At 61.8% G+C, this 23,954-nt stretch carries 36 protein-coding genes; 4 read left to right on the top strand and 32 right to left on the bottom strand.

The features are described 5' to 3' along the window. Positions 1-54 precede the first annotated feature (54 nt). From C7401_RS32565 to C7401_RS32510, 12 genes are all read right to left on the bottom strand, one after another. Entirely contained in the window at positions 55-528 is a 474-nt protein-coding gene (locus C7401_RS32565) for a phage virion morphogenesis protein (protein ID WP_112175822.1), read from the bottom strand. Then, a complete protein-coding gene (locus C7401_RS32560; RefSeq protein ID WP_112175705.1) occupies positions 525-947 on the bottom strand; it encodes a phage tail protein in 423 nt (140 codons plus the stop codon). Before C7401_RS32560 ends, C7401_RS32565 begins: the two co-directional genes overlap by 4 nt. Further along, positions 940-1,191 carry an Rz1-like lysis system protein LysC gene (gene lysC, locus C7401_RS45385; protein WP_258397326.1) on the bottom strand — a complete coding sequence of 84 codons (252 nt, stop codon included), beginning with the start codon at positions 1,189-1,191 and terminating at the stop codon, positions 940-942. Before lysC ends, C7401_RS32560 begins: the two co-directional genes overlap by 8 nt. Then, positions 1,079-1,513, bottom strand: a complete 435-nt coding sequence (gene lysB, locus C7401_RS45755; protein ID WP_112175701.1) for an Rz-like lysis system protein LysB — start codon at positions 1,511-1,513, stop codon at positions 1,079-1,081. Before lysB ends, lysC begins: the two co-directional genes overlap by 113 nt. Beyond that, complete coding sequence (locus tag C7401_RS32545) at positions 1,510-2,316, bottom strand: N-acetylmuramidase domain-containing protein (protein ID WP_112175698.1); 807 nt, start codon at positions 2,314-2,316, stop codon at positions 1,510-1,512. The genes lysB and C7401_RS32545 overlap by 4 nt, the downstream gene beginning before the upstream one ends. Then, on the bottom strand, positions 2,313-2,585 hold the full coding sequence (locus C7401_RS32540; RefSeq protein WP_112175820.1) for a phage holin family protein: 273 nt from the start codon (positions 2,583-2,585) through the stop codon (positions 2,313-2,315). The genes C7401_RS32545 and C7401_RS32540 overlap by 4 nt, the downstream gene beginning before the upstream one ends. Positions 2,586-2,590: 5 nt before the next feature. Then, positions 2,591-2,935 carry a putative holin gene (locus C7401_RS32535; RefSeq protein ID WP_112175696.1) on the bottom strand — a complete coding sequence of 115 codons (345 nt, stop codon included), beginning with the start codon at positions 2,933-2,935 and terminating at the stop codon, positions 2,591-2,593. Positions 2,936-2,951: 16 nt separating this feature from the next. Continuing rightward, positions 2,952-3,158 carry a tail protein X gene (locus C7401_RS32530; RefSeq protein WP_112175694.1) on the bottom strand — a complete coding sequence of 69 codons (207 nt, stop codon included), beginning with the start codon at positions 3,156-3,158 and terminating at the stop codon, positions 2,952-2,954. Continuing rightward, a complete protein-coding gene (locus C7401_RS32525) occupies positions 3,158-3,634 on the bottom strand; it encodes a head completion/stabilization protein (RefSeq protein ID WP_112175692.1) in 477 nt (158 codons plus the stop codon). The genes C7401_RS32530 and C7401_RS32525 overlap by 1 nt, the downstream gene beginning before the upstream one ends. Before the next feature lie 100 nt (positions 3,635-3,734). Further along, on the bottom strand, positions 3,735-4,415 hold the full coding sequence (gene gpM / locus C7401_RS32520; RefSeq protein WP_181565755.1) for a phage terminase small subunit: 681 nt from the start codon (positions 4,413-4,415) through the stop codon (positions 3,735-3,737). Further along, positions 4,412-5,431, bottom strand: coding sequence for a phage major capsid protein, P2 family (locus tag C7401_RS32515; protein WP_112175688.1), 1,020 nt, complete (start codon positions 5,429-5,431; stop codon positions 4,412-4,414). Before C7401_RS32515 ends, gpM begins: the two co-directional genes overlap by 4 nt. 58 nt (positions 5,432-5,489) lie before the next feature. Next, positions 5,490-6,557, bottom strand: a complete 1,068-nt coding sequence (locus C7401_RS32510) for a GPO family capsid scaffolding protein (RefSeq protein WP_112175686.1) — start codon at positions 6,555-6,557, stop codon at positions 5,490-5,492. A gap of 180 nt (positions 6,558-6,737) precedes the next feature. Between C7401_RS32510 and C7401_RS32505 the strand changes: the two genes are divergently transcribed. Both C7401_RS32505 and C7401_RS32500 read left to right on the top strand, forming a co-directional pair. Then, on the top strand, positions 6,738-8,501 hold the full coding sequence (locus C7401_RS32505) for a terminase ATPase subunit family protein (RefSeq protein WP_112175684.1): 1,764 nt from the start codon (positions 6,738-6,740) through the stop codon (positions 8,499-8,501). Continuing rightward, complete coding sequence (locus C7401_RS32500; RefSeq protein WP_112175682.1) at positions 8,501-9,553, top strand: phage portal protein; 1,053 nt, start codon at positions 8,501-8,503, stop codon at positions 9,551-9,553. The genes C7401_RS32505 and C7401_RS32500 overlap by 1 nt, the downstream gene beginning before the upstream one ends. Before the next feature lie 54 nt (positions 9,554-9,607). Here the strand turns inward: C7401_RS32500 and C7401_RS44615 are convergent, their stop codons facing one another. From C7401_RS44615 to C7401_RS32425, 17 genes are all read right to left on the bottom strand, one after another. Further along, positions 9,608-9,934, bottom strand: coding sequence for a hypothetical protein (locus C7401_RS44615; protein WP_146758041.1), 327 nt, complete (start codon positions 9,932-9,934; stop codon positions 9,608-9,610). A 543-nt stretch (positions 9,935-10,477) separates the two neighbouring features. Beyond that, positions 10,478-10,816: a type II toxin-antitoxin system PemK/MazF family toxin gene (locus C7401_RS32495; RefSeq protein ID WP_112175818.1), complete on the bottom strand. Its 339-nt coding sequence runs from the start codon at positions 10,814-10,816 to the stop codon at positions 10,478-10,480. Between the two features lie 18 nt (positions 10,817-10,834). After that, the gene (locus C7401_RS32490) at positions 10,835-11,110 is read right to left on the bottom strand and encodes an AbrB/MazE/SpoVT family DNA-binding domain-containing protein (RefSeq protein ID WP_112175680.1); all 276 of its coding nucleotides are present in this window, start codon (positions 11,108-11,110) and stop codon (positions 10,835-10,837) included. A gap of 115 nt (positions 11,111-11,225) precedes the next feature. Then, a complete protein-coding gene (locus C7401_RS45750) occupies positions 11,226-11,579 on the bottom strand; it encodes a hypothetical protein (protein ID WP_258397323.1) in 354 nt (117 codons plus the stop codon). A gap of 4 nt (positions 11,580-11,583) precedes the next feature. Next, positions 11,584-12,009 carry a hypothetical protein gene (locus tag C7401_RS32480; RefSeq protein WP_146758040.1) on the bottom strand — a complete coding sequence of 142 codons (426 nt, stop codon included), beginning with the start codon at positions 12,007-12,009 and terminating at the stop codon, positions 11,584-11,586. 253 nt (positions 12,010-12,262) lie between these two features. Continuing rightward, the gene (locus tag C7401_RS32475; RefSeq protein WP_112175674.1) at positions 12,263-12,928 is read right to left on the bottom strand and encodes an AAA family ATPase; all 666 of its coding nucleotides are present in this window, start codon (positions 12,926-12,928) and stop codon (positions 12,263-12,265) included. A gap of 79 nt (positions 12,929-13,007) precedes the next feature. After that, the gene (locus C7401_RS32470) at positions 13,008-13,202 is read right to left on the bottom strand and encodes a hypothetical protein (protein ID WP_112175672.1); all 195 of its coding nucleotides are present in this window, start codon (positions 13,200-13,202) and stop codon (positions 13,008-13,010) included. 11 nt (positions 13,203-13,213) lie between these two features. Then, on the bottom strand, positions 13,214-13,414 hold the full coding sequence (locus C7401_RS32465; RefSeq protein WP_258397322.1) for an ogr/Delta-like zinc finger family protein: 201 nt from the start codon (positions 13,412-13,414) through the stop codon (positions 13,214-13,216). An 8-nt stretch (positions 13,415-13,422) separates the two neighbouring features. After that, positions 13,423-13,686: an ogr/Delta-like zinc finger family protein gene (locus tag C7401_RS32460; RefSeq protein ID WP_181565754.1), complete on the bottom strand. Its 264-nt coding sequence runs from the start codon at positions 13,684-13,686 to the stop codon at positions 13,423-13,425. Continuing rightward, on the bottom strand, positions 13,674-15,596 hold the full coding sequence (locus C7401_RS32455; protein WP_258397321.1) for a replication endonuclease: 1,923 nt from the start codon (positions 15,594-15,596) through the stop codon (positions 13,674-13,676). The genes C7401_RS32460 and C7401_RS32455 overlap by 13 nt, the downstream gene beginning before the upstream one ends. Positions 15,597-15,730: 134 nt before the next feature. Then, complete coding sequence (locus C7401_RS45745) at positions 15,731-15,856, bottom strand: hypothetical protein (protein ID WP_258397320.1); 126 nt, start codon at positions 15,854-15,856, stop codon at positions 15,731-15,733. A 77-nt stretch (positions 15,857-15,933) separates the two neighbouring features. Beyond that, the gene (locus tag C7401_RS32450; RefSeq protein ID WP_112175666.1) at positions 15,934-16,908 is read right to left on the bottom strand and encodes a phosphoadenosine phosphosulfate reductase domain-containing protein; all 975 of its coding nucleotides are present in this window, start codon (positions 16,906-16,908) and stop codon (positions 15,934-15,936) included. After that, on the bottom strand, positions 16,905-17,186 hold the full coding sequence (locus C7401_RS32445) for a hypothetical protein (protein ID WP_112175664.1): 282 nt from the start codon (positions 17,184-17,186) through the stop codon (positions 16,905-16,907). Before C7401_RS32445 ends, C7401_RS32450 begins: the two co-directional genes overlap by 4 nt. Next, entirely contained in the window at positions 17,183-17,479 is a 297-nt protein-coding gene (locus C7401_RS32440) for a hypothetical protein (RefSeq protein ID WP_112175662.1), read from the bottom strand. The genes C7401_RS32445 and C7401_RS32440 overlap by 4 nt, the downstream gene beginning before the upstream one ends. Further along, positions 17,479-17,661, bottom strand: a complete 183-nt coding sequence (locus C7401_RS32435) for a hypothetical protein (RefSeq protein ID WP_112175660.1) — start codon at positions 17,659-17,661, stop codon at positions 17,479-17,481. The genes C7401_RS32440 and C7401_RS32435 overlap by 1 nt, the downstream gene beginning before the upstream one ends. Position 17,662: 1 nt before the next feature. Beyond that, a complete protein-coding gene (locus tag C7401_RS32430; protein ID WP_112175658.1) occupies positions 17,663-17,851 on the bottom strand; it encodes a hypothetical protein in 189 nt (62 codons plus the stop codon). Positions 17,852-17,878: 27 nt separating this feature from the next. Continuing rightward, on the bottom strand, positions 17,879-18,613 hold the full coding sequence (locus C7401_RS32425) for a replication endonuclease (protein ID WP_146758039.1): 735 nt from the start codon (positions 18,611-18,613) through the stop codon (positions 17,879-17,881). 163 nt (positions 18,614-18,776) lie between these two features. Here C7401_RS32425 and C7401_RS32420 point away from each other — a divergent pair, with 163 nt between their 5' ends. Beyond that, complete coding sequence (locus tag C7401_RS32420; protein WP_112175654.1) at positions 18,777-19,106, top strand: helix-turn-helix domain-containing protein; 330 nt, start codon at positions 18,777-18,779, stop codon at positions 19,104-19,106. A 599-nt stretch (positions 19,107-19,705) separates the two neighbouring features. On the opposite strand, the gene C7401_RS45145 is transcribed toward C7401_RS32420, so the two are convergent. Next, positions 19,706-19,984: an FAD-dependent oxidoreductase gene (locus tag C7401_RS45145; RefSeq protein WP_181565756.1), complete on the bottom strand. Its 279-nt coding sequence runs from the start codon at positions 19,982-19,984 to the stop codon at positions 19,706-19,708. 258 nt (positions 19,985-20,242) lie between these two features. On the opposite strand from C7401_RS45145, the gene C7401_RS32410 reads away from it, so the two are divergent. Beyond that, a complete protein-coding gene (locus tag C7401_RS32410; protein WP_258397319.1) occupies positions 20,243-21,295 on the top strand; it encodes a hypothetical protein in 1,053 nt (350 codons plus the stop codon). An 89-nt stretch (positions 21,296-21,384) separates the two neighbouring features. Here the strand turns inward: C7401_RS32410 and C7401_RS32405 are convergent, their stop codons facing one another. Next, a complete protein-coding gene (locus C7401_RS32405) occupies positions 21,385-22,539 on the bottom strand; it encodes a transporter substrate-binding domain-containing protein (RefSeq protein ID WP_112175650.1) in 1,155 nt (384 codons plus the stop codon). 231 nt (positions 22,540-22,770) lie between these two features. After that, positions 22,771-23,913, bottom strand: coding sequence for a porin (locus C7401_RS32400; RefSeq protein WP_112175648.1), 1,143 nt, complete (start codon positions 23,911-23,913; stop codon positions 22,771-22,773). Positions 23,914-23,954: the final 41 nt, after the last annotated feature.

The following is a 23,954-nucleotide window of genomic DNA, read 5'->3' as shown; positions in this document are numbered from 1 at the left end:
CGCGACGCGAGCGCCCACGTGTGTGGCGCGTCTGGATACAAAAAAAGCCCGGTTTCAGGCCGCTTTTGTGATGTGTTTCAGGATCATGTCACGAACCAGCTCGCGATCTTCGGTCGTGAACCCGAGCAGCACGCGCGCCGGGTATTTGTACTGCGCACCGTGCGGCGCAACGAGGCCCGTTTCGCCAAACTGGTGGACGCGAGCCACGCGCGACACGCGATTGTCAAATCCGATTGCGAGGCCCGCCGAGTCCACTTCGGTTTTCAGATACTTCGTTGTTCGCAGCCGTACAAACATGGCGGCGCGACGCACGCGGCCGCGCTTGTCGCGCAGCTTGCCGCCCGGCTGTCGCCGCGGCTTGCGCGGGTCGTAGGCGGCACCGTCCGGGTTGCGCTGCGCCGCAATGCGCGATTGCTGGCTGCGGCGCAACACGCGGGCGAGTTCCAGCATCGCGGCGCGGCGGCCCTTGGGCGATAGCTGTTCGAGCAGCAGGCCCGCCCATCGGTCGATCGCTTCGAGTTCGTTCACGCTGGCGCGACCCACGTGTCAAGCGAGTCGTCGACATGCTGCACCGTGCGCGAGCCATCGGCCGCCGTTGTGACGGCAATGCTTTCTGACAGCTTCATCTTGATCGACAGATCGACGGTCGCATTGTTGAGCACGTCGCATTCGAACGTGATGCCGGTTTCGCGCTGGTCCCAGTTCGTCACGAGGTCGGGCTGGTTCGCACGCGCCCATTCGACGAGCGCGATCATCACATCGTCCGCTTCGCCGCCGAAATCGAGCAACAGGAGATTCAGCGTATAGCGATACTCGAATGACACGGTATGACCGCCTGTCGCGGCGATCGAGCCCGAGTCGATGAATACGGTCAGCTTGTCGGGCTCATCGACGAGCGACGGAATCGCCTTTTCCAGCGCGGCGCGCGCGCTACCCGGCTTATTCATGGGCGGCGCTTGCGGCTTCGGCGTCGATCTTCGCCTGTGCCTTTTCCTGACAATCGGCGATCATGTCCACCTTGGCCGCGCACATACCCCATGCGCCCTTGGCCGTGTCGAACGCCGAGTGCAACTCGCCGTTAGTGGTCGGCGCCATCGCGGGCAGCGTGCACCGCGTCACCCGCTGGCACTCCAGCACTGAAAGCGTTGGCGCCGGTTGCGGCGGGACTGCCTGACAGGCGGATAACGTCAGCAGGCAAAGGAGTATCGGCCCATGCACGTACGGTCGGGTTTTCATTGATCACCTTGCGGATATCCTCGCGCGCGAGCGATAGTTTTGCCATCACCTTGTCGGTCGACGCGTCGAGCTGCTGTTGTTGATTGACCTTCTCTTTCGCGTCGTCGCGCAGACCTTTGATTGTCTGGTCGCGGTTCGCAATCTGCTGGTTTGCATCGTCGAGCTGCCGCCCTTGTTCCGACAGCTTGACGCGCAGCACTTGCACGTAGAGCAGGCCGCCGATGAGCAGGCCGAGTGCAAGCGCGGCCGCAATGAGCCGGGTAGCGAGCGTATTCATGCGGCCGCCCTCACGTCGCCCGCGTACTTCTGGTATGCCTGCGCGAGCTTCGCGTCATACAGGTTGCGCGCGTAATCCGGGCCGTTGTAGCCCTTGGCGAACGCGGCCCACTTCCGGCCCTTGAGCGCCGCGAGCAACCCCGCATCGGCCGCGACAAAGCGCACGAAAAGGTCGAGCTGGTCGCCTTCACTGTTCTCCATGCGCGCGACGAGGTCATCAACGCCGGAATAGCCCAGGCGCTGCCAGTGGTAGCCCATGACCTGAAACGCGCCCCAGCTCGCCGATTCCCAGGCGGCATCCGGGTCGATCAGCTCGGCCGAAGCGAGCCGCGTATATTCGGCCGCGCCGCCCTGATAGCCGCCCGCCGTCTCGCCGACGATGTTCGGATACTTCGCCGCGATCGGGGCGGGGTCGATGCCGCGCGCCTTGAGCTGCCGCCAGAGAATGTGACGTTCGAACAGGATTTTCGGGCGGCCGTCCGACAGGAACCCGGAGCCGAGCGATTCGACCTCGTTCACAGCGCGCACACAGGCAACCTGCACGCCGAGCGTGTCGGCCGCCGCAATGAGGTCGGCATCCGTGAGGTGTTTCGGGTTGCGCTGGCCGGTCGCCAGTGCCGCGTACGTCTTTGGCCCGGCGATGCCGTCGACGACGAGGCCGGTTTTCTTCTGGAGCGCCATCACCGCGCTTTCGGTCGGCGCGTCATAGACGTGCGTGACCGCGAGCGCATAGCTGCCGCGCACAAAACGCCGCTGAAGCAGCGCGACATCGTCGCCGTGGTCGCCGAGGCGAAGTGTTCTCATTGCTGGTCACTCCGTAGCATATGCGCGACGTTGCCGCGCGAGGTAAAGACGAGCACCGCGAGCACTACGGCGCTCGCGGCATCAAAAAATCCCGCATGGCGCGCGCTCAACATGAACTCGATCGCCGAGCCGCCCGACACGGCAACGATCGCCCAGGCGAACCACGAAACGCGATGGCGGTGCCGCGCACCGTTCCTGCGGTACGTGAGCACGCGCAGCAGCACGGCGAGGTAAGCAGCGAGCGCGACGAGTGCGAACGAGAGGTGCATGGCCATCACTCGCCCCGCTTCAGGAACGACAGCAGGTCGGCCGTTTTCAGGCGGGCGATGAGCTGCAACGTGAGTGTGATCACGAGCGCGGCCGCGAAGAACGCCGCAACGCCCGTCGAGCGGATCGGCGTGGCGTTCACGATCTCGGGCGCGGCGAGATAGCCCATCACGAGCGAAATCAGCATGTACGCGATGCGCGTGAGCACGCCGATGTCTTTGGACGTCACGACGACGAGCGCCGCACCCGTGAACGCGCCGATCAGCGCATTGCCATCGATGCCAGGCGAGAGCCCAGCGAGGCCGATGGCGGTCGACAGCACGGCGGCGGTCGTAGTGTTCGGTTCTGCCATTACGCCAGCTCCAGAGTCAGTCAAACAGTTGCACCAACGGCGTGGTGTTGACGATGGTGTCGATTTCGGGCATTTCGACGGCGGTGCCGAGCGGCAGAATCACGCCGTAGTCACCGATGCCGGGATTCGCTTCGAGCACCGCTTCGACCGTGCCACTCGTGCGGCCGTAGTGACGCCAGCACATGGCGTCGACGGAATCGCCCTGGCGCGCCGTGACTTTCATCAGATCAGCTCGATGGTCGAGCGCGGAATGCCGCGCAGATCGTTTAGCGCCCAGCGCGCATTGCGGCGCGCCGTGCAGATGGTTTCCTCAAGGCGCTCGGCCTCCTGCCCGCCCGATTTCGTCGTGTCCAGATCGCGATAGCGTTCTGTCATGTCCGCATGCGCGAGGTTGTAGACCGCTCGACGATAGAGCGACACCAGTTCGCTCACGCCGCCGACCTTGTCGGCCGGCACGTCGGCGAGGGTCGCGAACCCGGCCGCCGACTGCGTGCGCCACGGCTTCAGCTCGGCGTTTACGCTGCGGATCGCATCGATGGTCGCCTCTCGCAAACGCTGGGGAGTCACGGTGCCGTCGAGCCGCGCGACGGCGCGCAGCTCCGCAAGCGAGATATCCGGGAAAAACCCGTTGTTCTCGATCTCATCGTCGGCGGGCGTCGGCGCTGCCGCGTTCGCGGGTGCAATGAAACTGCTCGGCATGCTCGTGACTCGGAATTAGACGGCGGTGGATCGGGGTCGGGATCGCGTAGCGTTCAGCCGTTGCGAACCGTCACCCGATGCCGCCGTTGCCAGGGGGGGCTCAGTTCGTGCCGCCGTTCTCGGCCGCACTCCTCAACTCGGCTTCGAGTCGAGTGATGTCCTTTTTCACGCCGACGCGGTCGTTCAACTCGACCGCGCGGCGCAACATTTCCAGCGCGCCGGATTTGTCCGACGCTTCCATTGCGTATCCAATCGCCTTGTGCAGCTTCGCGCGTATCGGGTCGTGCATGTCGTAGCCACGCGTGAGCGTTTCGACTTCCTGCAACATCGCGAGCGGAAACTGTTCACCCGCCGCGCGCGCTCGCGCGCCCGCCTCCGCGAATTCTTCAGCGATTGCCGCCGGTAGCGAGCGCTCATACTGCTCGGGCAGCGTCATGCGATGCTGGAGCGCGTAGCGCGCGATTTCGAGCGCGCCGACGTAGTCGCCGACGTCGACGCGCCAGATCATGACCGAGGTCATGACGTCATCCTGTACGCCCTTCCCGCCCTCCAGCACGCCGACGACATAGTCGTCGTAATCCGGCAGCAGCTCGCGCTTGACGTCGATCTTTCGCGCAACCGACTGGATTTCCTTCAGGCGGCGGCGATCGGTCGCGAGCTTGGCAAGCATGAGGTCGTATTGCCGGAGGCCTACCATCGAGTGGCCGGGGGTGGCGCTCGCGGCGGCTTGCGCCGCACGAACGCGCGCTTGATGTCGGCGGGCTGGGCTGCTCATGGTCAGGCGGCCGGAACGATTTCGATGTTCTCGACCACGGCGACGCAGCCATAGTCCTCGACCACATACGCTTCGTTGCTCGACTCGTAGTTCTCGATCCGGTCGCGCTTGGCGTTGTCGACGATCGTGCGGCGACGCCCGCCGTTCTGGAAGTACAGCGACAGATTGTCCAGACGCGTGATCATCAGCGAGTTGGTCGGGAAGTAAGGCGCTGTCACTGCCTGCTTGCCGCCCACGCGTTTCGCACTGACCACGAGGTCAACGGCGGCCGCTTCGGTCGCGACGTTCGCGCCGTTGATGAACGGGAAATACTTGTCGTGCAGAAGGCCACTACCGAGCACCACGACGACGGACGGGTCTTCGCGATACCACTCGTCGAGCAGTTGCAGCGCATCGAATACGAGCGCGTCGATGTTCTTGTAGGACGCGCTCGCGCCCGTACCGACCTTGACCGCGTTGGAGCCCTCAACCACTTCGGTCATGACGCGATCCGGCGCGTTCGCGCGGATCTTCTGGAGCCAGCCGATGTTGACATCCTGCAAGAGCGGATTGGCCGCACGGTCGCTCGACGCAGCGCGTGACGTACCGTTGAAACCGATGCAGATGCGATCGAGCGCCTGGCGCTTGACGATCGCGTCGCGAATGCGCGTCTGGAAGTCCTTGAACTTCGCCCACGCGTCCAGGCGTGCGTACGAAATCGCGGTATCGAAATTGGTCTGCGTGCAGTTATAGCCGGTTTCGTCGAGATTCGACGGGTCGAACGGCGCGCGGTCCTTGGCCGTCGTGTCGGTCGTGCTTGCGATCGGCTGGCCGACGCCAAGCCCGATCTTTGCGCCCTGCTGCTCGTCGACGCCGATCATGTTGACGCTTTGCAGGAACGCGCTCGATGCCTGAATCTTGTCTTCGAGCGTCTGCTGTACGGTCGGATCGACGCTGAATTTTCGCGTGGCATCCTGTACGCCGTTCAGTTGCGCGATGTTCGCGGTGTACGCGTCGAACGCGACACGGGTGTCGTTACGCATGGGGTGAATCTCCGAATCGTTGAATGGGTTGACCTACGCTCCGCCTGGCGTGAGGCGATCAGCAGTCCGTCTTCACGTCGCCCGCGCTGCCCGTCGCGGGCGGGCGCGCCGCGCCGCTAGGCTGCGACGACAACGTTTCCTTGAGCGATTTCAGCGCGGCCGCCGTCGCCGAGTGCGCTTCGCGCTCGGTCTTGAGGTCGCCGGTCAGCGTGTCGACGCGGCCGCTCAGGCTCGTGATGGTTTCGGCCTGTTGCTTGCCGAATGTGGCGAGCACGTCGACCGCTTGCGTCAGATCCGTAAAGCGCTTGTCGTCGGACTCGCCCTTGTTCTTCACGAACCCGAGCAGTTCGGCCACGCGTGCGAAAACGGACGGCGTTGCCGGTTCGAACTCGATCAGCGTTTCTTCGGCCGCCGTAAAGAGGTTGTCGCGGTGTTGCTTGCGACCTGCGAACGGGCTCTTGTCGCCCTGGCCCGCAGCGAATTGCAGGATTTCAGTGCCGAGGCTCGCCGGACTGTCGGTCACAGCGAGGCCGATCATGTACGCCTGTTTCGTGTCGGCGAACGACGGCGCGACCTCGATCGACGTGTAGATTTTCTGGCTTTTCTTCGTCAGGTCGATGAGGTCTTGCGTCGGTTGAATCTGTGCGAGCAGCGCATATTTGCCCTTGAGCGGACCGTCTGCAATCTGCTCGGCCCGCAGCGCCGTGACGTCGCCATACGAGCCGAACGGGCTCGGATTTGCGCCTGCCATCGGTGCATAACCGCGCATGTGCTCACAGTTCACACGTGCGCCGTAGAGGTCGCGGTTGTACGTTGCCGCCATCTGCGTGATCCAGTCGCGCTCGATCGTTCGGCCATCCGTCGTGGCTCCCTCGACAGCGACACGGAACCATTTCGACGTGGCCGCGTGATTGCCCGCACCCGCGATGCTGCCGATGCCAAGCGCCGCAACACTGATGCCGCCGATGATCGAACCGTGTGCCGTGATCGCGGAAAAGACGTCGGCGCGGTCGAGTAGCACACGGCCGTGCTCGACCACTACCGATGCCTGTGCAAGCGCCGGAGTGATCGCGGCGATGATGGCTGCGCCGAGCGCGCCCGCGCTCACAATCCTGATTCGCTTCATCGAAATCCTCTCAAGTTTGGTCGGGGGTTTCCCGTCTCACATCGCCCGCTAATGCAAGCGACGTTGTGTAACTGAATGTTGCCGCGATGCGTGGTCGAGAACAACATAAGGAATCCGTAATGCGTCTGGATACAAGGGGTCGCGCGCCGCGCGCGCGCGTGACGCCGTTACGCTTGCCGCATGATTGAGACTGTCGAAAATCTCCCTGCCGATATCGAGCCGCGACGCGTCGCGCGTGACCTTTACTGGAAAGGTTGGCGCGTGTCGTCAATCGCGCGCGTACTCAACGAGCCGCGTTCAACCATCGAATCGTGGAAGCAGCGCGATCAATGGGACAAGGCCAGCGTCGCGGAAAAGGTTGAGTCATCCATCGAATCGCGCATGATGACGCTCATCGCGAAGGAGGTAAAAGACCCGGTCGATTTCAAAGAGATCGATTTGCTCGGGCGCGAGCTGGAGCGCATGGCGCGCGTTCGCAAGTACAGCGACACGGGCAAGGAATCGGACCTCAACCCGGCCATCAAGGCGCGCAACGAGGGACCGAAAAAGCGCGCTCCGAAAAACAACATCACGCCCGAGCAACAGGCGAAGTTGCTCGATGCGTTCATTGAATCGCAATTCGACTACCAGAAAGTCTGGTATCGAAACGGGCACCATCGCACGCGCAACCTGCTTAAGTCTCGCCAGATTGGCGCGACCTTCTATTTCGCACGCGAAGCGCTTATCGACGCGCTCGAAACCGGCCGCAACCAAATCTTCCTGTCGGCCAGCAAGGCGCAGGTCCACGTGTTCCGGCAGTACATCTGTGCCTTCGCGCGCGAGGTCATTCAGGTCGAGCTGACTGGCGACACGATCCTGTTGCCGAACGGTGCCGAGTTGATCTTTCTGAGCACGAATTCGAAAACCGCGCAGAGCTACCACGGCAACTTCTATTTCGACGAGTATTTCTGGGTCCACGGCTTCAGGGAGTTGAACAAGGTCGCGCAGGCGATGGCCAGCCACAAGCACTGGCGCAAGACGTACTTTTCAACGCCGTCGAGCATCACGCACGAGGCGTATACGTTCTGGAACGGGGAGCACTTCAATCGCGGCCGCGCGAAGGCCGATCACATTCACCTTGACGTGTCGCACAGCGCGCTTTCGGGCGGCCTGCTCTGTGCTGACCAGCAGTGGCGGCAGATTGTGACCGTTGAGGATGCCGCCGCAGGCGGCTGCAATCTGTTCGACCTTGACGGGCTTCGGTTTGAAAACAGTGCCGACGAGTTCGCGAATCTGTACCTGTGCCAGTTCATCGACGACACCGCGTCCGTGTTCCCGTTCGCCGAGCTGCGGCGCTGCATGGTCGACATGTGGGAGGAATGGACCGATGTTGATTTCCTGCTGGAGCGCAAATACGGCTATCGGCCAGTATGGCTCGGCTATGACCCGTCACTGACCGGCGATTCCGCGGGCTGTGTCGTGCTCGCGCCGCCCACGGTTCCCGGCGGCAAGTTTCGCGTGCTTGAGGCGATCCAGTGGCACAAGAAGGATTTCGAGGCGCAGGCCGAAGGCATCCGCGAGCTGACGCAGCGCTACAACGTCACGTACATGGCGATCGACACAACCGGCATCGGCCAGGGCGTCTATCAGCTCGTGCGCCAGTTCTATCCGGCCGCCGTTGCGCTCAACTACTCGCCCGAAGTCAAAACCCGCTTGGTGCTCAAAGGTCAGTCCGTGATCAGTAAGGGACGGCTCGAATTCGACGCTGGCCGAACCGATATCGCGCAATCGTTCATGGCGATCCGCAAGACGATGACCGCGAGCGGCCGGCAAGTGACGTATTTCGCGGGCCGCAGCGAGGAAATCGGCCATGCCGACCTCGCGTGGGCCTGTCTGCACGCGCTCGGCAATGAGCCGCTGGAAGGCGTGAACCCCAATAACACCAGCTTCATGGAGCTTTCGTGATGAAAAAGAATCAACGCCCGCCGCGCGCGCCGTCCGCACCCATCGCCACGACGTCGAGCGCGTCGGTGGGCGAAGCGTTCACGTTCGGCGATCCGATGCCGGTGCTCTCGCGTGCCGATATCCTCGACTACTGCGAAGTGCTATCGAATGGTGAGTGGTATGAGCCGCCCGTGAGCTTCACGGGCCTTGCGAAATCGTTTCGCGCGGGCACGCATCACGCGTCCGCGATCTACTTCAAGCGCAATGTGCTGGCATCGACGTTCGTGCCGCATCCGAAGTTCTCACGTGAAGCGTTCCGGCGCTATGCGCTCGACTTCCTGACGTTCGGCAACAGCATTGTCGAGCGCAAGACGAACCGACTCGGGCAAGTCATGGAGTACGCGCCCGCGCCCGCGAAATATGTCCGGCGCAAGGTCGATATGGTCAACTACGTGCAAACGAACGGCTTCCAGACCAAATACGAGTTTCCCGGAGGCTCGGTGTTTCACATGCTCGAACCCGACATCAATCAGGAGGTGTACGGCCTGCCGGAATACCTGGGCGCGCTGCACGCGGCATGGCTCAATGAATCGTCGACACTGTTCCGCCGCCGCTACTACGAAAACGGCAGTCACGCCGGTTTCATTCTCTACATGACGGACGCGCAGTCAAATCAGGATGACGTCGACAGCCTTCGCGGTGCTCTCAAGAAGGCGAAGGGTCCGGGCAATTTCCGCAATCTGTTTGTGTACGCGCCTGGTGGAAAGAAGGATGGCCTTCAGGTGATACCCGTGTCCGAAGTCGCGGCGAAAGACGAGTTTTACAACATCAAGAACGTGACGCGCGATGACCTGCTGGCTGCGCACCGCGTGCCCCCGCAGTTGCTTGGCATCGTCCCGAGCAACACGGGCGGCTTCGGCGCGGCCGACACCGCGACGCGCGTGTTCGCGCGCAACGAAATCGAGCCGCTACAGGTGCAGTTTCTGGCGATCAACGATTGGGCCGGTGAGGAAATCGTGCGCTTCGACGAGTACACATTGCCCGCAGTCGAAACCCAGCCAAAATCGGCATGACAACCGGGGCGCGGCTACGTTTCGGCACGCCGAGCGCTTGCCTCGCACCAGTTATCAATCGACCGCGCCATCGATTCCGGCCGATTCGGCTAGCGTCTTGCCTCGAAGGCCGAAAGTGCCCGAATTGGAAGCCGCTACAACTCTGGTTCCGGACTGTTGTGCCACGTGTTTAACGAAGCTCAGTACACACAAAAATGCATCGAGCGCCGTGGCGCCATCACGGCACGGAATCTCCCGCATCTCGTGGCTGTCCAGAAGGCGCTCCTGGGGAAATGGCTTGCTGGCACGTGCCAGAAATGTTCCATCCCTTTTTATCGCAACGTGCGCGATCACGACTTCACCGGACGCGAGGCAAAATTTCACTTCCTGAAGTGACCACATATTGCATCCCATCTGCGAGAGAGATTGTCGGCTCTAAGCGGCCTCCGTTGTGCGACTGCACAACTGTTCTTGGGTGATCTTAGGGAGCACCCTTTACGGTTTGCCTACGGTTTCACACATTCACCCTCACGGTGCATCAATCGGTCGTTTTTTTGCGTCAAACCGCGTCATTTTTGCAACACACGTAAACGTCCGGACGCTCTACACGGCGGGCTTGCCCGGTTGCTCGGGCAGTGCGTCAAAAGTGGGGGGACAAGGAGCCCGCAGGCGGGGAGGGGGGACCGCGTTTCAGGAGGCGTGATCGTCGTACGAATCACATGATCCCGCCCCCGCGCCGGTGCCCTTCCCGTCCCGTGCCAGCCCCACCACGGGTCTGCGGCGCTCGCGGCAATGCCACGGCAACCCGCGACCGTGTAGGCGCTCCAGCGGCCTACCGCCGCCCGTATGCAGCCACCACCGGGCCAAAGAAAAAAGGGCCGCTCCGGTTAGACCGGGCGGCCCTGCTGGCTGGCATCGATGTTTCCTGAAATTCCGTGCCGGATGCTACAGGCTCATGAACTCCCGGATTGCGTGCTTGACCGCCGACATTTCATCCGGGGATACGACCTCCCCTTCGAACCGGCACTCTCTGGCCACGTAGCTCCAGCTTCTCAGCTGATCGACCAATGCGACACTTGGCCGGCTCAGGGCGGAAACCGGAATTTCGGTTGCCCATCCCCTGATGCGCGAGGTCACCGGCAAGCCGATAAATCGCCCCGTGACCTCGTTCATCAAATGGTCCGTCACGACCACGACCGGGCGGTGCCCGTCCTGCTCGTTTCCCTTCGACGGCCCTACATACAGGTAAACAATATCGCCAGCATCGGGAATGCCATCTTTCATGTGTAAGTTTTGCTCCAACTATCGGGTCGGATCGTCAGGGCCGCCCCATTCCGTGCCAACGGGATCACCGAAATCAATTTCATCGTGCCGCTTGAGTTTGCTGCTCCGATACTGCTCAATGAGCTTTTCGCGGGAAAAAAGCGGCACCGGCCGACGAGCTCGCACGACGATCGTTCCGTCCTGCACCTCAACGTCGACCTCCTGATCCTCGGCCAAATGCACCTGCTGTGCCAGATTGGCTGGAATGCGTACGGCGAGGCTATTGCCCCAACGCTTGACTACCTGGATTGTCATAAATACCTCCGGTTTTCTTACCCCACGGCATGGCACCGTCAAGCCACGACAGATCCTCGCGACTCCGCATATACGACTACCCCTAGCCGTATATACGCGCGTTGATACATGTAGCTTACGGTTCCCGGTTGAATGTGTCAACGGCTACGGCAGACCAAGGTCTGTCCGTGTCGACAAACCGCGACGCTGCAAGCGCGATTGCAGCATTGCGGCTGATCCCAAGGCGCGCGGCCGCCGCGTCGACGCGCGCGAGCAGCGCCGGATCGATGCCGACGCTTATCACCTGCTTTCGACGTCGTTCAGGCTCACGCGCCTGCTCGCCGTCCTGCTCGTGCGCGGCGTCAGGCGCACGCGAAATGAATTCATCGACATTGCTCGTCGGCTTGCTAGCCGCCGGTCGTTTCGTTATTGCCATTTTTCCCACCCATTTCGATATTGATTCGATATCGAATTGCCATCGATACGCCATCGAATCAATGTTTGCTCGATATGTTGAGCCGTTCGCGGATCTTACGGGCGCACGTCAGTGCGCCCTCGTAACGTTCCGTACTGCGCTCGGCGTTCAGATCCGATACATAGTCGTTTGCGATCGCTTCGCAGAGGTCGGCCGCCTCATATGCGGACAGCGTTGCGGGATGCGATGCCGCAGCGGGGGCGTCGGGCCCAGGAAAGCCACGCTCACGTGCAAGCAGCGCCAGGCTGACGGCGACGCCCGCCGCGAGTGGGTTGCCCTGCTCGATCGCGTTGTGGAGCGTTTCCGAGCACGTCGCGAGCGCGTGCGCTGAATTGGAAGGGAGTGCGGCGAGCACGGCGCGCGCACTTTCGATCGCCTGTGTAGTACGTGGTCCCGCGTCGCCGTGAAGGATGCACCAGTCGAGTTCGCAAACCAGCGATTGCACGAATGCCGGGTCGGTAAGTTGTTTCGTGTCCATAGTTTTCCCGTTGCTTGATTCGAATCTGTCGGTATGCGCTACGGCTTCCGTACGACTGTGGGAGCGCTACCGATCTTGATGCGCACCTCCATGCCGGTTCGTTGCGCGAGCAAACGTGCGAGCGCACCGACGAGGTTGTGCGTTAGTTGGGCGGTTGGCTGGATCGCTCGCAGGTACGCTTTCGTTGTGCCCAGGAGTTGCCGGTCAAGGGTGCCGTGCGTCAAAAGCTGGCTCTTTCGGTCGCCAATGACGTGTGAAAAATCGCATGCGTGAGCCGGTCAATTTCCGCGCACGCGATCGTGTCTCGACGCGGCATTTCCTCGACATGCAATCCAGTGCCGCTTGCGTTCGCGTATGCCTTGCGACGCCCCAAGCGATACGGCAGTAGCTCAATCTGGCGGAATTCGGCGATTGCGGCGGCCGCGTCGCGGTTGTCTGCGCCGCCCGTATCGGCCGCATTCAGAAAGGCGTACGCCTTGACGTCGTGCACGGCTCGCGCCTCATCGATAAGGGAAGCCATGTCCTCCAGCGCCCAAACGTCAAAGGTTCGCGGCAGGCACGGAATGACGATCGCGTCACAGACCGTCAACGCGGCGCGTAGCGCGCTCGAATCGCGGCCGCCCGCGTCGATGATCACGAAATCGTAGGCGGCGCGCTGCTGTAAGACCTGTGTGCGAAGCGTTGCTCCGTTCGCATATGCCGATGCCGCGATCGATGGCCGGCCGCTCTCAACGCGCATCGTGATCGCCGTGACGCTCGTCTCTTGCCGATCGCCGTCGACGAGCCATACCCGCGCGCCCCCGCGCGCGAGCCCAATCGAGAATTGCAGCGCGGTCGTGGATTTCCCCGTGCCACCCTTCGAGTTTCCGACACAAACAGTTTTCACGTGCTCCCCCGAGCGTTGAACTACATTGGAACCCCATTTATTCGATATCGAATTGATTTAAATCAAAATCGCGTCGATATCAGCTTGCGGACACAACCTTTTCTACCTCTCGACCTTCAATCTGTTCCAGCAAGACAAACGTGTGTATCAAGTAGGCCGCGCAATCGTGCGGCCGATCCGACCACACCTTTACCCTCGTGTCGGGATGCGAGAGTTCCCACATCGGATAGTTGCCGCCCTTTAGCCATTTGGCGCGGGCCTTCGTCGTTTGCATTACCTCTCCTTTCACCGGTCAAAATCGAATTCAGACGTCGCGCGCCGCGGCCGCTTTGGTATCGGCAATTCGGGTGGCTCCATCTGGACACGCGTGCGGTACGCGTGGCTGCATGTCACTTCGTCGCACTGGAAGTCGATCAGGTATTCGACGTCCGAGACCTTTTCCAGTGCACGAGCGATGCCGCGCGAGCCGCAATGGGGGCATGCCATCGTGAACCTCATGCCCTCACGTCCTGACGCGTCGTTGTGCGCGCATTGACTGAACCGCGCAGCGGCAGCGACGGCAACACGTCGAGCTGGACGCCAGCGCGCGGGCGGGCCGATGCCGACAATGAGAAAAGGATTTCGAAGCCCGCAGGCGTGCGATATCCGCAGCCCTCGCAGACGAAATACATGCGGCGCATCGTGTCGGACATACTTTCGGTGTGCCTGGCGTCGATATCACCACCGCAGCACGGGCATTCGATCTTCATGTCTGCCATTCCGGCCTCCATTCATGGTCAGAAACCGCATCTGAGGCCCCTTCCACCCCCGTGAAAGCCTCAGCAGGACCATACGCACCCTCTAACCCCGACATGTGCCCCGGCGCTGGCGCCGGTCGCGTACAGTTATTTACACAGGTCCAAGACGCACGCTCCGCGCGCTCTAAACCCGATACCCACTCCTGAGCGGCGTCGGGATGCTTCGCCGCCCACTTGTCGTATTCCTCGCCCGACAGCCACAGGTCGGGCAGCTCGATACCTTCGATATCGCGCATCGCGTCGCCGCTCACGAAAGGCACGTTGAACGTGCCTTGCACGTCTGCGCCTGCCGAGCGAGAGGCGCGCTTGATTTCCCACGTGTAGCGCTTCGATTCAACCGTTACCGTGCGCGGCAGCACGTCAATCCAGTTGCCGATCGCGTCGCGCACTTTTGCAAGCTCGAAATACTCGATGCCAACGGGTTTCGGCGCGGCCGGTTCGCCGTAGCAGTTGAGACCTTCCGACTCCGCCTTGGCGAGCCGCACACGATACGAGCGACCACAAGCGACACCGCCTTGCGCTTTGACATAGCGATCCCATGCGACCGAAGCGTTTTCGCGGCCCTCGTAAACCGCCGTCTTGTTGACCGCGTGATGCGCTTCGTGAACAAAGCGCGGCGCATCAGACGGGACGCTTTCCACGCGGCGTAGCTCGCGCCACACCGTAACGGGCGGCCCGCCAATCTGCTGAAATTGCCTGATTCGCCAGCGCGAGGCCCACGCCTCGACGCGCGCACTCGTTTCAAATGAGTCGTTCCCATAGAGATCCTTTTCCAGCCGATAGCCGTCGATGTTCTTTGCGACGTACTTGGCGATGTATCCGGCCGCCGTGCCTTTGGCCGGGTCCATGCTCTTGATGTCCACACGCTTCTCTTGCGCACCGGGCTCGTCGCCGTCCGACGCGAGCGCATAGCGACGGATCGTCGAGCGCACGACGGCATCGTGCTTCTGCTCGTAAAAGAACAAGCAGTGCCAGTGCGGCGTCCCATCGTGATTCGGCTCGGCAATACGGAAGCCGTAAATGCAGACCTCACGGCGCGCGAGTGCGGCGCGTATGCGCGCCCATACGGACGACAGGTAGGCTTGCGCCTCACGCGGCAGCGTGCCGTCCCATTTGCCGTTTTCGACAGTGCTTGTTGCACTCCGTGTCTTGCGGCGGTGCATCCGCGAAGGGCATGTGATCGTCGCGAACAAACCGGCGTGGCCAGCCGAGATCGCTACGCGCTCGAAGCCGTTAATGCGCGTCATCAGCTCCGCGCGGCGGATGGACTTGTTCGCTACGCCCTTCGCGGCGAGCTGTGCGAGCGTGAACTCCTGTTCCGTCTCAAGGTTCTTTGCAATCGTCGCTTCGAGCGTCGCTTCGTTGCGCTCGTTCTGTGCGCGGCGTGCTTCGACTGAAACGTTCGAAACGTAGCACTCCCGATCCCTTGCGACGACGCCGAGATTGATCGCGGCCGACTCGACTGCTCGTGCGTGGACCTTGCGCAATTGCGCGCGCCACCATTTAGCCGTCACCATGCGGCGCACGGCTGGCGCGTCGTCGTACTGGCCGTCAGGCGCATCGATTCCCTGTGCCGCACAAATGCGAGAAAGCACGAACCGTTGCTCGTAATCGTCGATCGCCGCCGCCTGCGCTTCGGTCAGACCTGCCGCGCGCAAGGCATTGGCGTCCACAGGGCCGCCGCGCTTCTGTTCTTCGGCCAGCATGAGCAGCCTTACCCGGCACCGCTCGGCCAATTCCCACGCTTGATTGCACACGTCGTAGTCAGACGCATGCAGTGGTAGACCCACCGATACCGGGCGCAACACAGCGACGTTCTCGCGCAGTTCCTCGTTAGCCCGGCGGCGCGCGATGCCTTCGGCTGTCGTCACGGCCGCGTTGAACGACGCACGACGGCGCTCCCACGCCGAAAGCAGACGCGCAGCCCACGGACGCGGGATGTCTGCGACGAGGGAGCGCGCCCATTCGCGATCGTTTCCGATTCCATTCATGCGAACGTGCCTCGCTACGACGCAATGCCGTTCAGCGAGACCAGCTCGCCGAGCGGCATGCGTAGCACGCAGCTATCCCCGCCCAGGTAGCACTCGACCGTGGCGATGTCGCCCTCTATTGCGGAGATTCGACCGCGCATGCCGTCAGCCGATTCTGTGTCAACCGACGTCGAGCACACCATGACCGCGCAGCCAATTCGGCATTGTCGATTCAGGCTCATTCGCAAAGCCCGTATGCAGACGAACACGCGCTCGCGGGTTCGGCGTCCGCAAGGAGGTCATATTGACGGCCACCGCGAGTCGTTTTCGACCATTCGACGACGGAATAAATGGTGCTGTCCTGGCCGCGATGCGCCTGCGTTCCCATGTGGAAAAATGAAACCGGCGACCGTGGGCGGCACACAGTAGAGACAAGCCGCTCCCATTCAGCAATGCGCTCGATATGCTCTGGAAAGCGACGGGATATTTCTCGGATCTCGACCTTTCGTGCGTTGATGCATGGCATGCACCCGACACGCGACATGTTCTCGCGATAGAGCGGATTCGGACGGATGCCGGCCGCAATATGGGCCTCAAAAACGTCGGCGACATTCCAGCGCAAGATTGGGCGATAAACGGCGTAGTGACCGCCACGTGCCTCGTATGACTGGAGCCACCGACGAGCCTCGCTTTCGTCAGCGCGAACTCCTTGCCATGACTCAACGAAATAGCCCTTGTCGACGCAGTCAAGCGCATATTCCGTCAGCGGATTGCGCTTCAAATACTCCGTGCAGAATTGACGCTTTCGTGAAGGAAAACCGCCACGGACCATGCACAGGTCCAGAAAGGGATTGCCGGTCGGCTTGAGAATTTCGAGCGCCCGTGCTGCTGCCTCAGGTGTCCAGTCATACATGAACTCGCGCTTTCCGTAGACGGCCGACTCCGGTTCGCCCGCAGCGATGCGTGCGAGATTCGCTCGCTTGGTCGCAAACTCGTCGTCGAACGACGCACGCACGACATCGACCTTGATCCCGAGTGCGCGAGGGAGATAGTCAAGCGCGTACTCGTACGTCGCCTCGTGCTCGTTTCCTGTGTCAGCGAATACCGCTTGCACCTCATCGTGTCCGTGCAACTCAAGGGCCACAAGCAACGTCGCTGTGCTGTCCTTCCCACCAGAAATGGACACAACGTGTTTCAAGGGGCGCGCGCTCAATTGAAACCTCGCACGACTCGACTGATAGCCGCCCAATAAGCCTCAGGCGTCACGCTCAAACGGCGCGGGGTCGTGCTTTGCCCCGCGCCGGTCGATGGCTTCGCGCCGGTAAGAATGCTTTTGATGCGGGACAGCTCCACGTCTCCGCGTTCGGTCGCGCGTACGTGCGCGGCGCTCGGCACCGCACGAGACTTGAACGACAGGTGCGTGTCGCCTGCATAGCCGATATCGCCATCGTCGACGCGATATCCGTCAGAGAACGCCTTCAAAGCGCTCATACGCGGATGCCCGTTACCGGGTTCCATTGGTTGATTGGTCCACGCACGCCGAGCGAATCCGGATCGCGTACGCCTGACTCCAGCATTTGGGCGGTCGCGACGCACGATCCACACGGACAGACTTCGCCGCCGCAGTCGCATGCGCATTCGCTGCCGTCGCCATTCAGGCCGCCGCCCTCCATGCCGGGCATCAGTTCCGGCAACCAACGAATCGAAAGGCAGTCTTGGCACAGGCACTTCATGAACGTAGGTGCGCTCATGTCAGACCCCAAGGGAATCGCGATATCGATCATCACCACTCTCCCGCCATGCCGTTGAGCCGGTCGAGCACCTTTTTGATGTCATCGAACAGCATGCATACGGCCCACCCGCAGAACTTCATCCGTGATCGAGGCTTCCTCAGATACCGGTATTCATCGATCTTTTCGAGCAAAATGCGCCGACGGACGGCCTCAATAGGTTCGTGGAGGTCCATGTCACGCCCCCGAGGAAGTGAGAAAAAGCACGCGCGCCATGACCGTGCCTTGGTCGTTCTCGCGCAGCACGGCGGCCGCGTCTTGCGCATGCCGCCGCGTGATGTTTTCCGCGTTGCTCGTGCGGATCAGTTTCCGAATAGCCTGAATTTCGGCCGCTTGACGATTAGGAATACGATAGATAGATGCCATAGCCACTCCGCTGAATTCGAAATCGCGTTAGCCGAAAACGACGGGACTGGCGCGGCGAGCGGCGACGTCCCCGAAGATACGTGCGGACTGCTCAAGGACGTCGATGAAGTTGACACGTGTGCGCGGCGCTGACTGATTGAGGTCTTCAATGTCGAGCGCGAAATGCCGAATCGCCGATCGAACGACAGGGCCGTCGATGGGCGTGTAGTAGACGAGGCAAACCAGATACGGCGTGCCGTCGCTGTGCAGCTTTTGCACGTAGGCACCGTAGATATCGACGCCGTTGCGCGCGATCGATGCGCGCGCACGGAACCAGACGCGGGAGAGATACCCGCTCGCGATGTGCGGCATCGTGCCGTTCCATTCCGGATTGGCCTGGTCTTGGCCGTCCACGGTTTTCAGGCGGTGCATGCGCGACGGGCACGTGATCGACACGAGCATGGCGGTATCGCCGCCGGATTGCGCGAGACGTTCAAGTTCGGCCATGCGCGTGATGAGGTTCGCGGCGCGGCCGGCCTTTTCCGCCCTGCCGCCTGCGGCGAGCGCCGCGAGCGTAAAGCTCTGGTCGCGGGAGGTAACACGGCCATGACGGCGGCCGAAGATGCTGATGCGACCCCGATTGCTGGCGTCAACCGGTTGCGAACCCGTGAAATCTGTAACGATTTGTTGCGGCGAAACCTGCATTTTGACTCCCCTTTCCCAACCCCTTGGGCGACGTTTTCGAGAAACATCGCCCCGGCGGCCGGGTAGCAAATCCAGCACTGGCGGGGTTGAGGACCAGTTGCCGGGGCGACAGGCGGATCATAGTTGATCTTTCTCGTACTAGTCAATTTATCTCGTACGTACGAGTTTGTCGGACGTTGCAGCTCGTCGAGCGTTCGACTAACCTTGACACCGGGTTGATTTGATTTGTAAGGGGTTTTTTATGAGAACCACGATTGATTGGCTTGACGCTGCGAAGGCGCGTCTTGACCTCCCCTCCGACTACGCCGCAGCCAAAGCACTCGGCGTGACGCGTTCGACGATCAGCGGCTATCGCACTGGCCGTTCGGTTTTCGACGAAAAGACCTGCATTCGGGTCGCCGAAATTCTTGGGATTGATCCGTTGGAAGTCATTGCTTCCGCGCGCGTTGAAAGCGCAAAAGATGCCGAAACGCGAGGCGTTTGGATGCACGCTTTGGAAATTTTTTCCAAGGGTTTTCGCCTGCTGGCGCTACCCGCTAACGCTTGTGGGGCCTTGATCCCACAGGTGTAACGTCAGCCAAAGTTAGCTGTTTCAACTACCAGTTTTTGCATTATGTAAAATTTAGTTTGAATAATATGGTTCGATACTGCGCGCGGGTGCTCATACGTAAAGTTGCCATGTAAGGCTACCCAATCGCGTCATCCAGGCCAACCATCCGCGGCGATATGCCCGAGCGTCAGCCAGAGCATGGTGAAGCCTCCGGTCGGTCTCATGGTAAGCCGCGACAGACCGGTCATATACCGTCGTATCGACTAGCGGGCGTAGATCGAAATACGTTGACGCCAGATTAGTGGGCCGCGGCGAACCGAGCAAGCTGAGTAAAAAATTGAAGTCTATCGCTGAATCGCACGCTACTTGCACCTTGCGAGGAGACTCTGCAAGCCACGCACGTAGTTCAGCACGGGCTCGTACAGTTGCACGGCACGGGCCGCCGAGCAGCGGCAGAACCTCTCGTTTTACGAATTCGGTGCAGTCCGCTGCGCGCCATGTATCAGCAATCTCCACATAAAACTCACGTTTTCCGTCCTCGGTCACGAGCGCAAGACTTATTAGTTGAGGGACGGCTTGCTCATATCCCGTGTACTCGGTGTCCAAAAAGAGCAGCATATTCAGCGAGGTTTTGCGTTTCCACGGCCCTGTGAGAGCATACGGCACGTCTTCCTGTCATCCGGATGTCCCCTTCCCGGCTCCAGATTCTGGCCGAACCAGCCACGCTCGCAAACACGATCAGCAATCCGCACATAACGAGCGCCTGGCAAGCGCGTCGCGGCATGACGCTTGCGTCCGCGCCTGTCCACGCGCGTGATGCGCACACCGCGCGCTTGCAGATGCAGCGAAACACTCACGCCGACGATGCCCGCGCCCAGCATGAACGCGTCCGTTCTCATTCCATTCCTTTGGAGTCCATATTGCTTATCCGTGTTTTGTGAATTTCGCACGGCAGTGTGCACTGCATGGGCCCGGCCGTCCAGACACGCGGCGCAGCATCCGGAAGGCCCCGCCCCGTGCTCACTGCATCGTTTGGCAAACAGCCGCCGTCGATTCGCGCGTTCCTGGACAATGACATTCCTGCTACCCACTTCGAGGCGGAAATGAGCGAGCGCCGAAATCCCATCACCTCCCATTCCGTCAGACGATTCCCCTCGTTGACCGGCCTGCTCCTCGCAAAAACGCGCCAGGCGTTGCAGCCGTGTCGGCGGCGACCGCCAACGACGTCCAGTTGCACCGTCGCCCTCGCGGCTGGCGTGGCGCTCGCGCTTGCCGCTTGCGCCCCGGCGACGCCCTCGCAGTCACAGTCCCTTGAACCCGAAGTCGCCAACCTCACGCCGCTCGCCAGCCAGCTATACACAGGCCACGATCAGGGCGGCGCGTACTATTCGCTGCACGTGAAGGCGACCTTCGCCATCGACGCGCCCGGCAAGCTGCGCCTGCTGGATCTGCGTTCGAGCGAGCCCGTTCCTGGCGCCGCCGATATGCAGGGCGAGACGATGTCGACCGCGTGCGAGCCCTTTGGCGCGGTGGTGAACCAGCGCACGACATGGTTTCCTTACACGGGCGTGTTCGTGCGCGGCGGCACGCTTGCCGCGGTCTCTTCCCGTGGCGGCAACATCGGCATCAAGTCGCTGTCGGCGCGCAACGATGGCGCGATGATATACACCGGCCACGACGCCGACGAAACCGAGTTCTTCTACGCGCCGTGCGTCGGTGCTCAACGCGTGACACGCGGCTGGCGAACCCAGCGCTACATTCCGGACGGAGCGCTACTGCGCGTGCGCGCGGACGCCGGCACGCGCGTCGACCTGCAACTGCCGCAACGTTTCGTTCCCTACGTGCTGCTGCGCTATCGCTCGGGGGCGGTCATCCCGGTGCCCACACGCATGGTGCTGGCCACCGTCGACTTGAGCAACCGGCGCGTCGTACTGCAATACCAGAGCACCTTTGCTGCGGCCGTGCCGATCCGCAAGATCGAAATGCGCCTGATTACGCCAGGCGGCTTGCCATCGCCGGGGGAAACCGCAGTGCGCTATCAGGAACGCACCCAGGCCATGCTGCAAGATCTGGCCGCGTGCCCGCCGCCGCACGCACACGCAATCGAAGCCTGCGCCACGCCGACGCGCATGCCGAATCCGCTGATTTACTATTCATCGGCGGAGCTTGCCAGCCAACGGCAGACAGCAGCAGCTAAAACTTCGCCGTAGGCAGCCACGGCGGGCACCGCCGGCTCCGAGAAAAGGCCGCCCTGCCGGGCTTCCCGTACGTGACGGTTGCCCGGATCGAGGCCCTATGCCTATTGGTTCGACGAGAACCACTTTCTGTAGATCTGCTCGTACGTGCCATCCTCGTACATGGAGAGCAAGGTCTCGTTGATGGCCTTTCTGAGCGGACTGCCGTTCGGCAAAGCGATTCCATACTTTTCCGGCCGGAAAACCGGCCCGACCACGGCAAGCACGCCTTTGCCGGTCCTCGCGGCCCAGTATTGCAACGTCGGCGCGTCATAGACGATGGCCTGCACGTCCCCGCGCATGAGCATGCGGAATCCGTCATCGGCGCTATGGATGTCGACGAACAGCAGGCCGCGCTGCCTGAGGTAATCGGCGGCGACCGTGCCGGGCACCGTGGCAATCAGCTTGCCCGGAAGGTCGTCCGGACCCTGGATGCTCGACTGAAGCCGCGCCACCGTCTGCGACGAAGTCACCGTCGCCGTCAACTGGGCGACCAGCACGACGCCGATCAGCCACATCGCCGGCACGAGCATGCGCCTCCAGACGCCCGGCGCATCGCGTTCGCCGTGCTCGCCGGTCGCAATGATCAGCATGGTCACCCACAGCCCCTCGCCAAGGGCGCGCCAATACGGCTTCTGAAAACTCTTGTCGCGTTTGCGCTCCATAAGCCAGACGAGATTGGCGAGCAGAAAAATAACGGCGGCAGTCATCGCCACGAACTGGCCGATGGCACGCCACGGAATCGACGAAACCGTCGTCATGAAGGAGTTGTCGTCGCGCGCCCTGACCATGATCTGCAAGCCGGAATCGAAGTACGGCATCGAGAAGTCCACCAGCCCTTCCCGTTGCGGTGTCATGGTGATTGCTGCAATCGCGAGATCCACATTGCCCTGCTGCACGGCGGCGAGCAATTCAGGCAGCGTCGCAACGGGACGCCACGTGAAGTCCCGACGCATGCGCCGCGCCACTTCGTTCCAGATATCGATGCTGAACCCTTGCGGCGGCGTCGATTGCGGCACCACGAAAGGTGCGATAGGTGCGATGGCGACGCGCAATGGACCATCGCGCGTTGCCGTCGCGTTACCGTTCGGGGGAACGACGGGAGCCGCAGCGCCGGCAGGCAACGCCGCCGCCTCGTCGGCCCTGGCGAACTGTGCCAGCAGAATCGAAAGAACGACAACGAAAATGGACAATGCCCAGCAAGGATTCGTCTTGTTCATTGCGCCGCCCGCACGCGGAGTTCGTCTATGAGATGTTCCCCGCCTAATCTAACGGTTGATTCGACAAAAACAAAGCGATCCCGCCAGGTTTGCCCTGACGCCCTATCGATGCTCGCTCGCGAGAGACCTCTGGGAATCGCCCATTCATGCGTTCGTAAGGGAGGAAAGACCAGAACGTGAATCTGCCAAAGCGGCAGAAGCGGCCAAAGCGGCAAGTACGCGCCCTTGCGTTCAGAACATGTGACGCAGGCCCACCATCATGCCGAGTTGCGTGGTGCTCGCCGCCGCGCTCATGCCGACGAAGCCCTGCAACTGCGCCCCGACGAGGCCCCCGCGATAGAGCGAGTAGTCCGCTTCCGCATAAACACTAGTCGCGCGAGAGAGGTCATAATCGGCGAGCAACTGGAACTGCGTGGCGTTGCCGTCGCCGCTCTGCGCCTTGCCGTCTTGCAGCGTGCGCCAGACGTTGGCCGAGAAATGCGTGTTGTCGCCGACCTGCTGCGAAACACCGCCAAAGAACATCTCGCGCGACGAGAACGTGTTGAACTTGAGCGCCGTGAGCTGCGCCGCCGTGAACGGACCGTTGGGGAAATTGCCCACGAAGCCCGCATCCTGCCGGTTCATCGCCCAGCCGAAGTTGACCGTCGTCTCGGCAAACGTGTAGGCGGCGCCGGCCGTCCACGCCTTGAAGTGCGCGGAGCCGTTGACGGCGTCGCGCGAATCCAGATAGCCGGCGGCGAGCCGCAAGGGCCATTGCGGAATATAGGTAATCGACGCGCCGATCTGGCTGCCCACGCCGAATGCGCCCGCCTGGCCGCCGAACGCGTACGAGAGTTCAACCGTCACGTCCTGCCAGCGCGCGATGTACTTGGCCATGTTGCTGGCCCATACCCCTTGGGCCATGGCGACTTCCGGGCGGAACTGGTAGACCGTAGGCAACCACGACGCGCTCACATAGGTCTTCAGCACGGCGTCGGCGAGCGGGTTGGTTTGCCGGCCCAGCGTGAGCCGGCCCAACGTGGACGACTGTAGACCGACATAGGCGGTATTGAAGAACGGATAGCCCGGGTCGCTCATGCCGGAGTTCGGAAAGAAGCGGCTTTCCAGTTGCAAGATCGCGCGATTGCCGCCGCCCAGATCCTCCGCTCCGAGCATCCCCCAGTTGCTTTCGCTCAAGCCGCCGTTGGCGAGTTGAAGCTTGTCGCCGCCGGCCGCATTAGCGTGCGTGGTGTAGCGTACGGCCGTGTCGATCAAGCCGTAGAGCGTCACCGACGACTGCGCGCGCACCGCCGTGCCAAAACCCGCTAACACCACGACGAAAGCCAATTGCGCCGCCCTGCGGAGCTTGAACTGCTTTGTATTGCTGGACTGCATCTAGTCTCCTTTCATGATTATTGAATATTCTGTATGACTTA

The organism is Paraburkholderia unamae (genome assembly GCF_003268775.1).
GTDB classification, from domain to species: Bacteria; Pseudomonadota; Gammaproteobacteria; order Burkholderiales; family Burkholderiaceae; genus Paraburkholderia; species Paraburkholderia unamae.
Note: the sequence above shows the minus strand (reverse complement) of the source record. Positions and strands in the feature narration are given on the sequence as shown.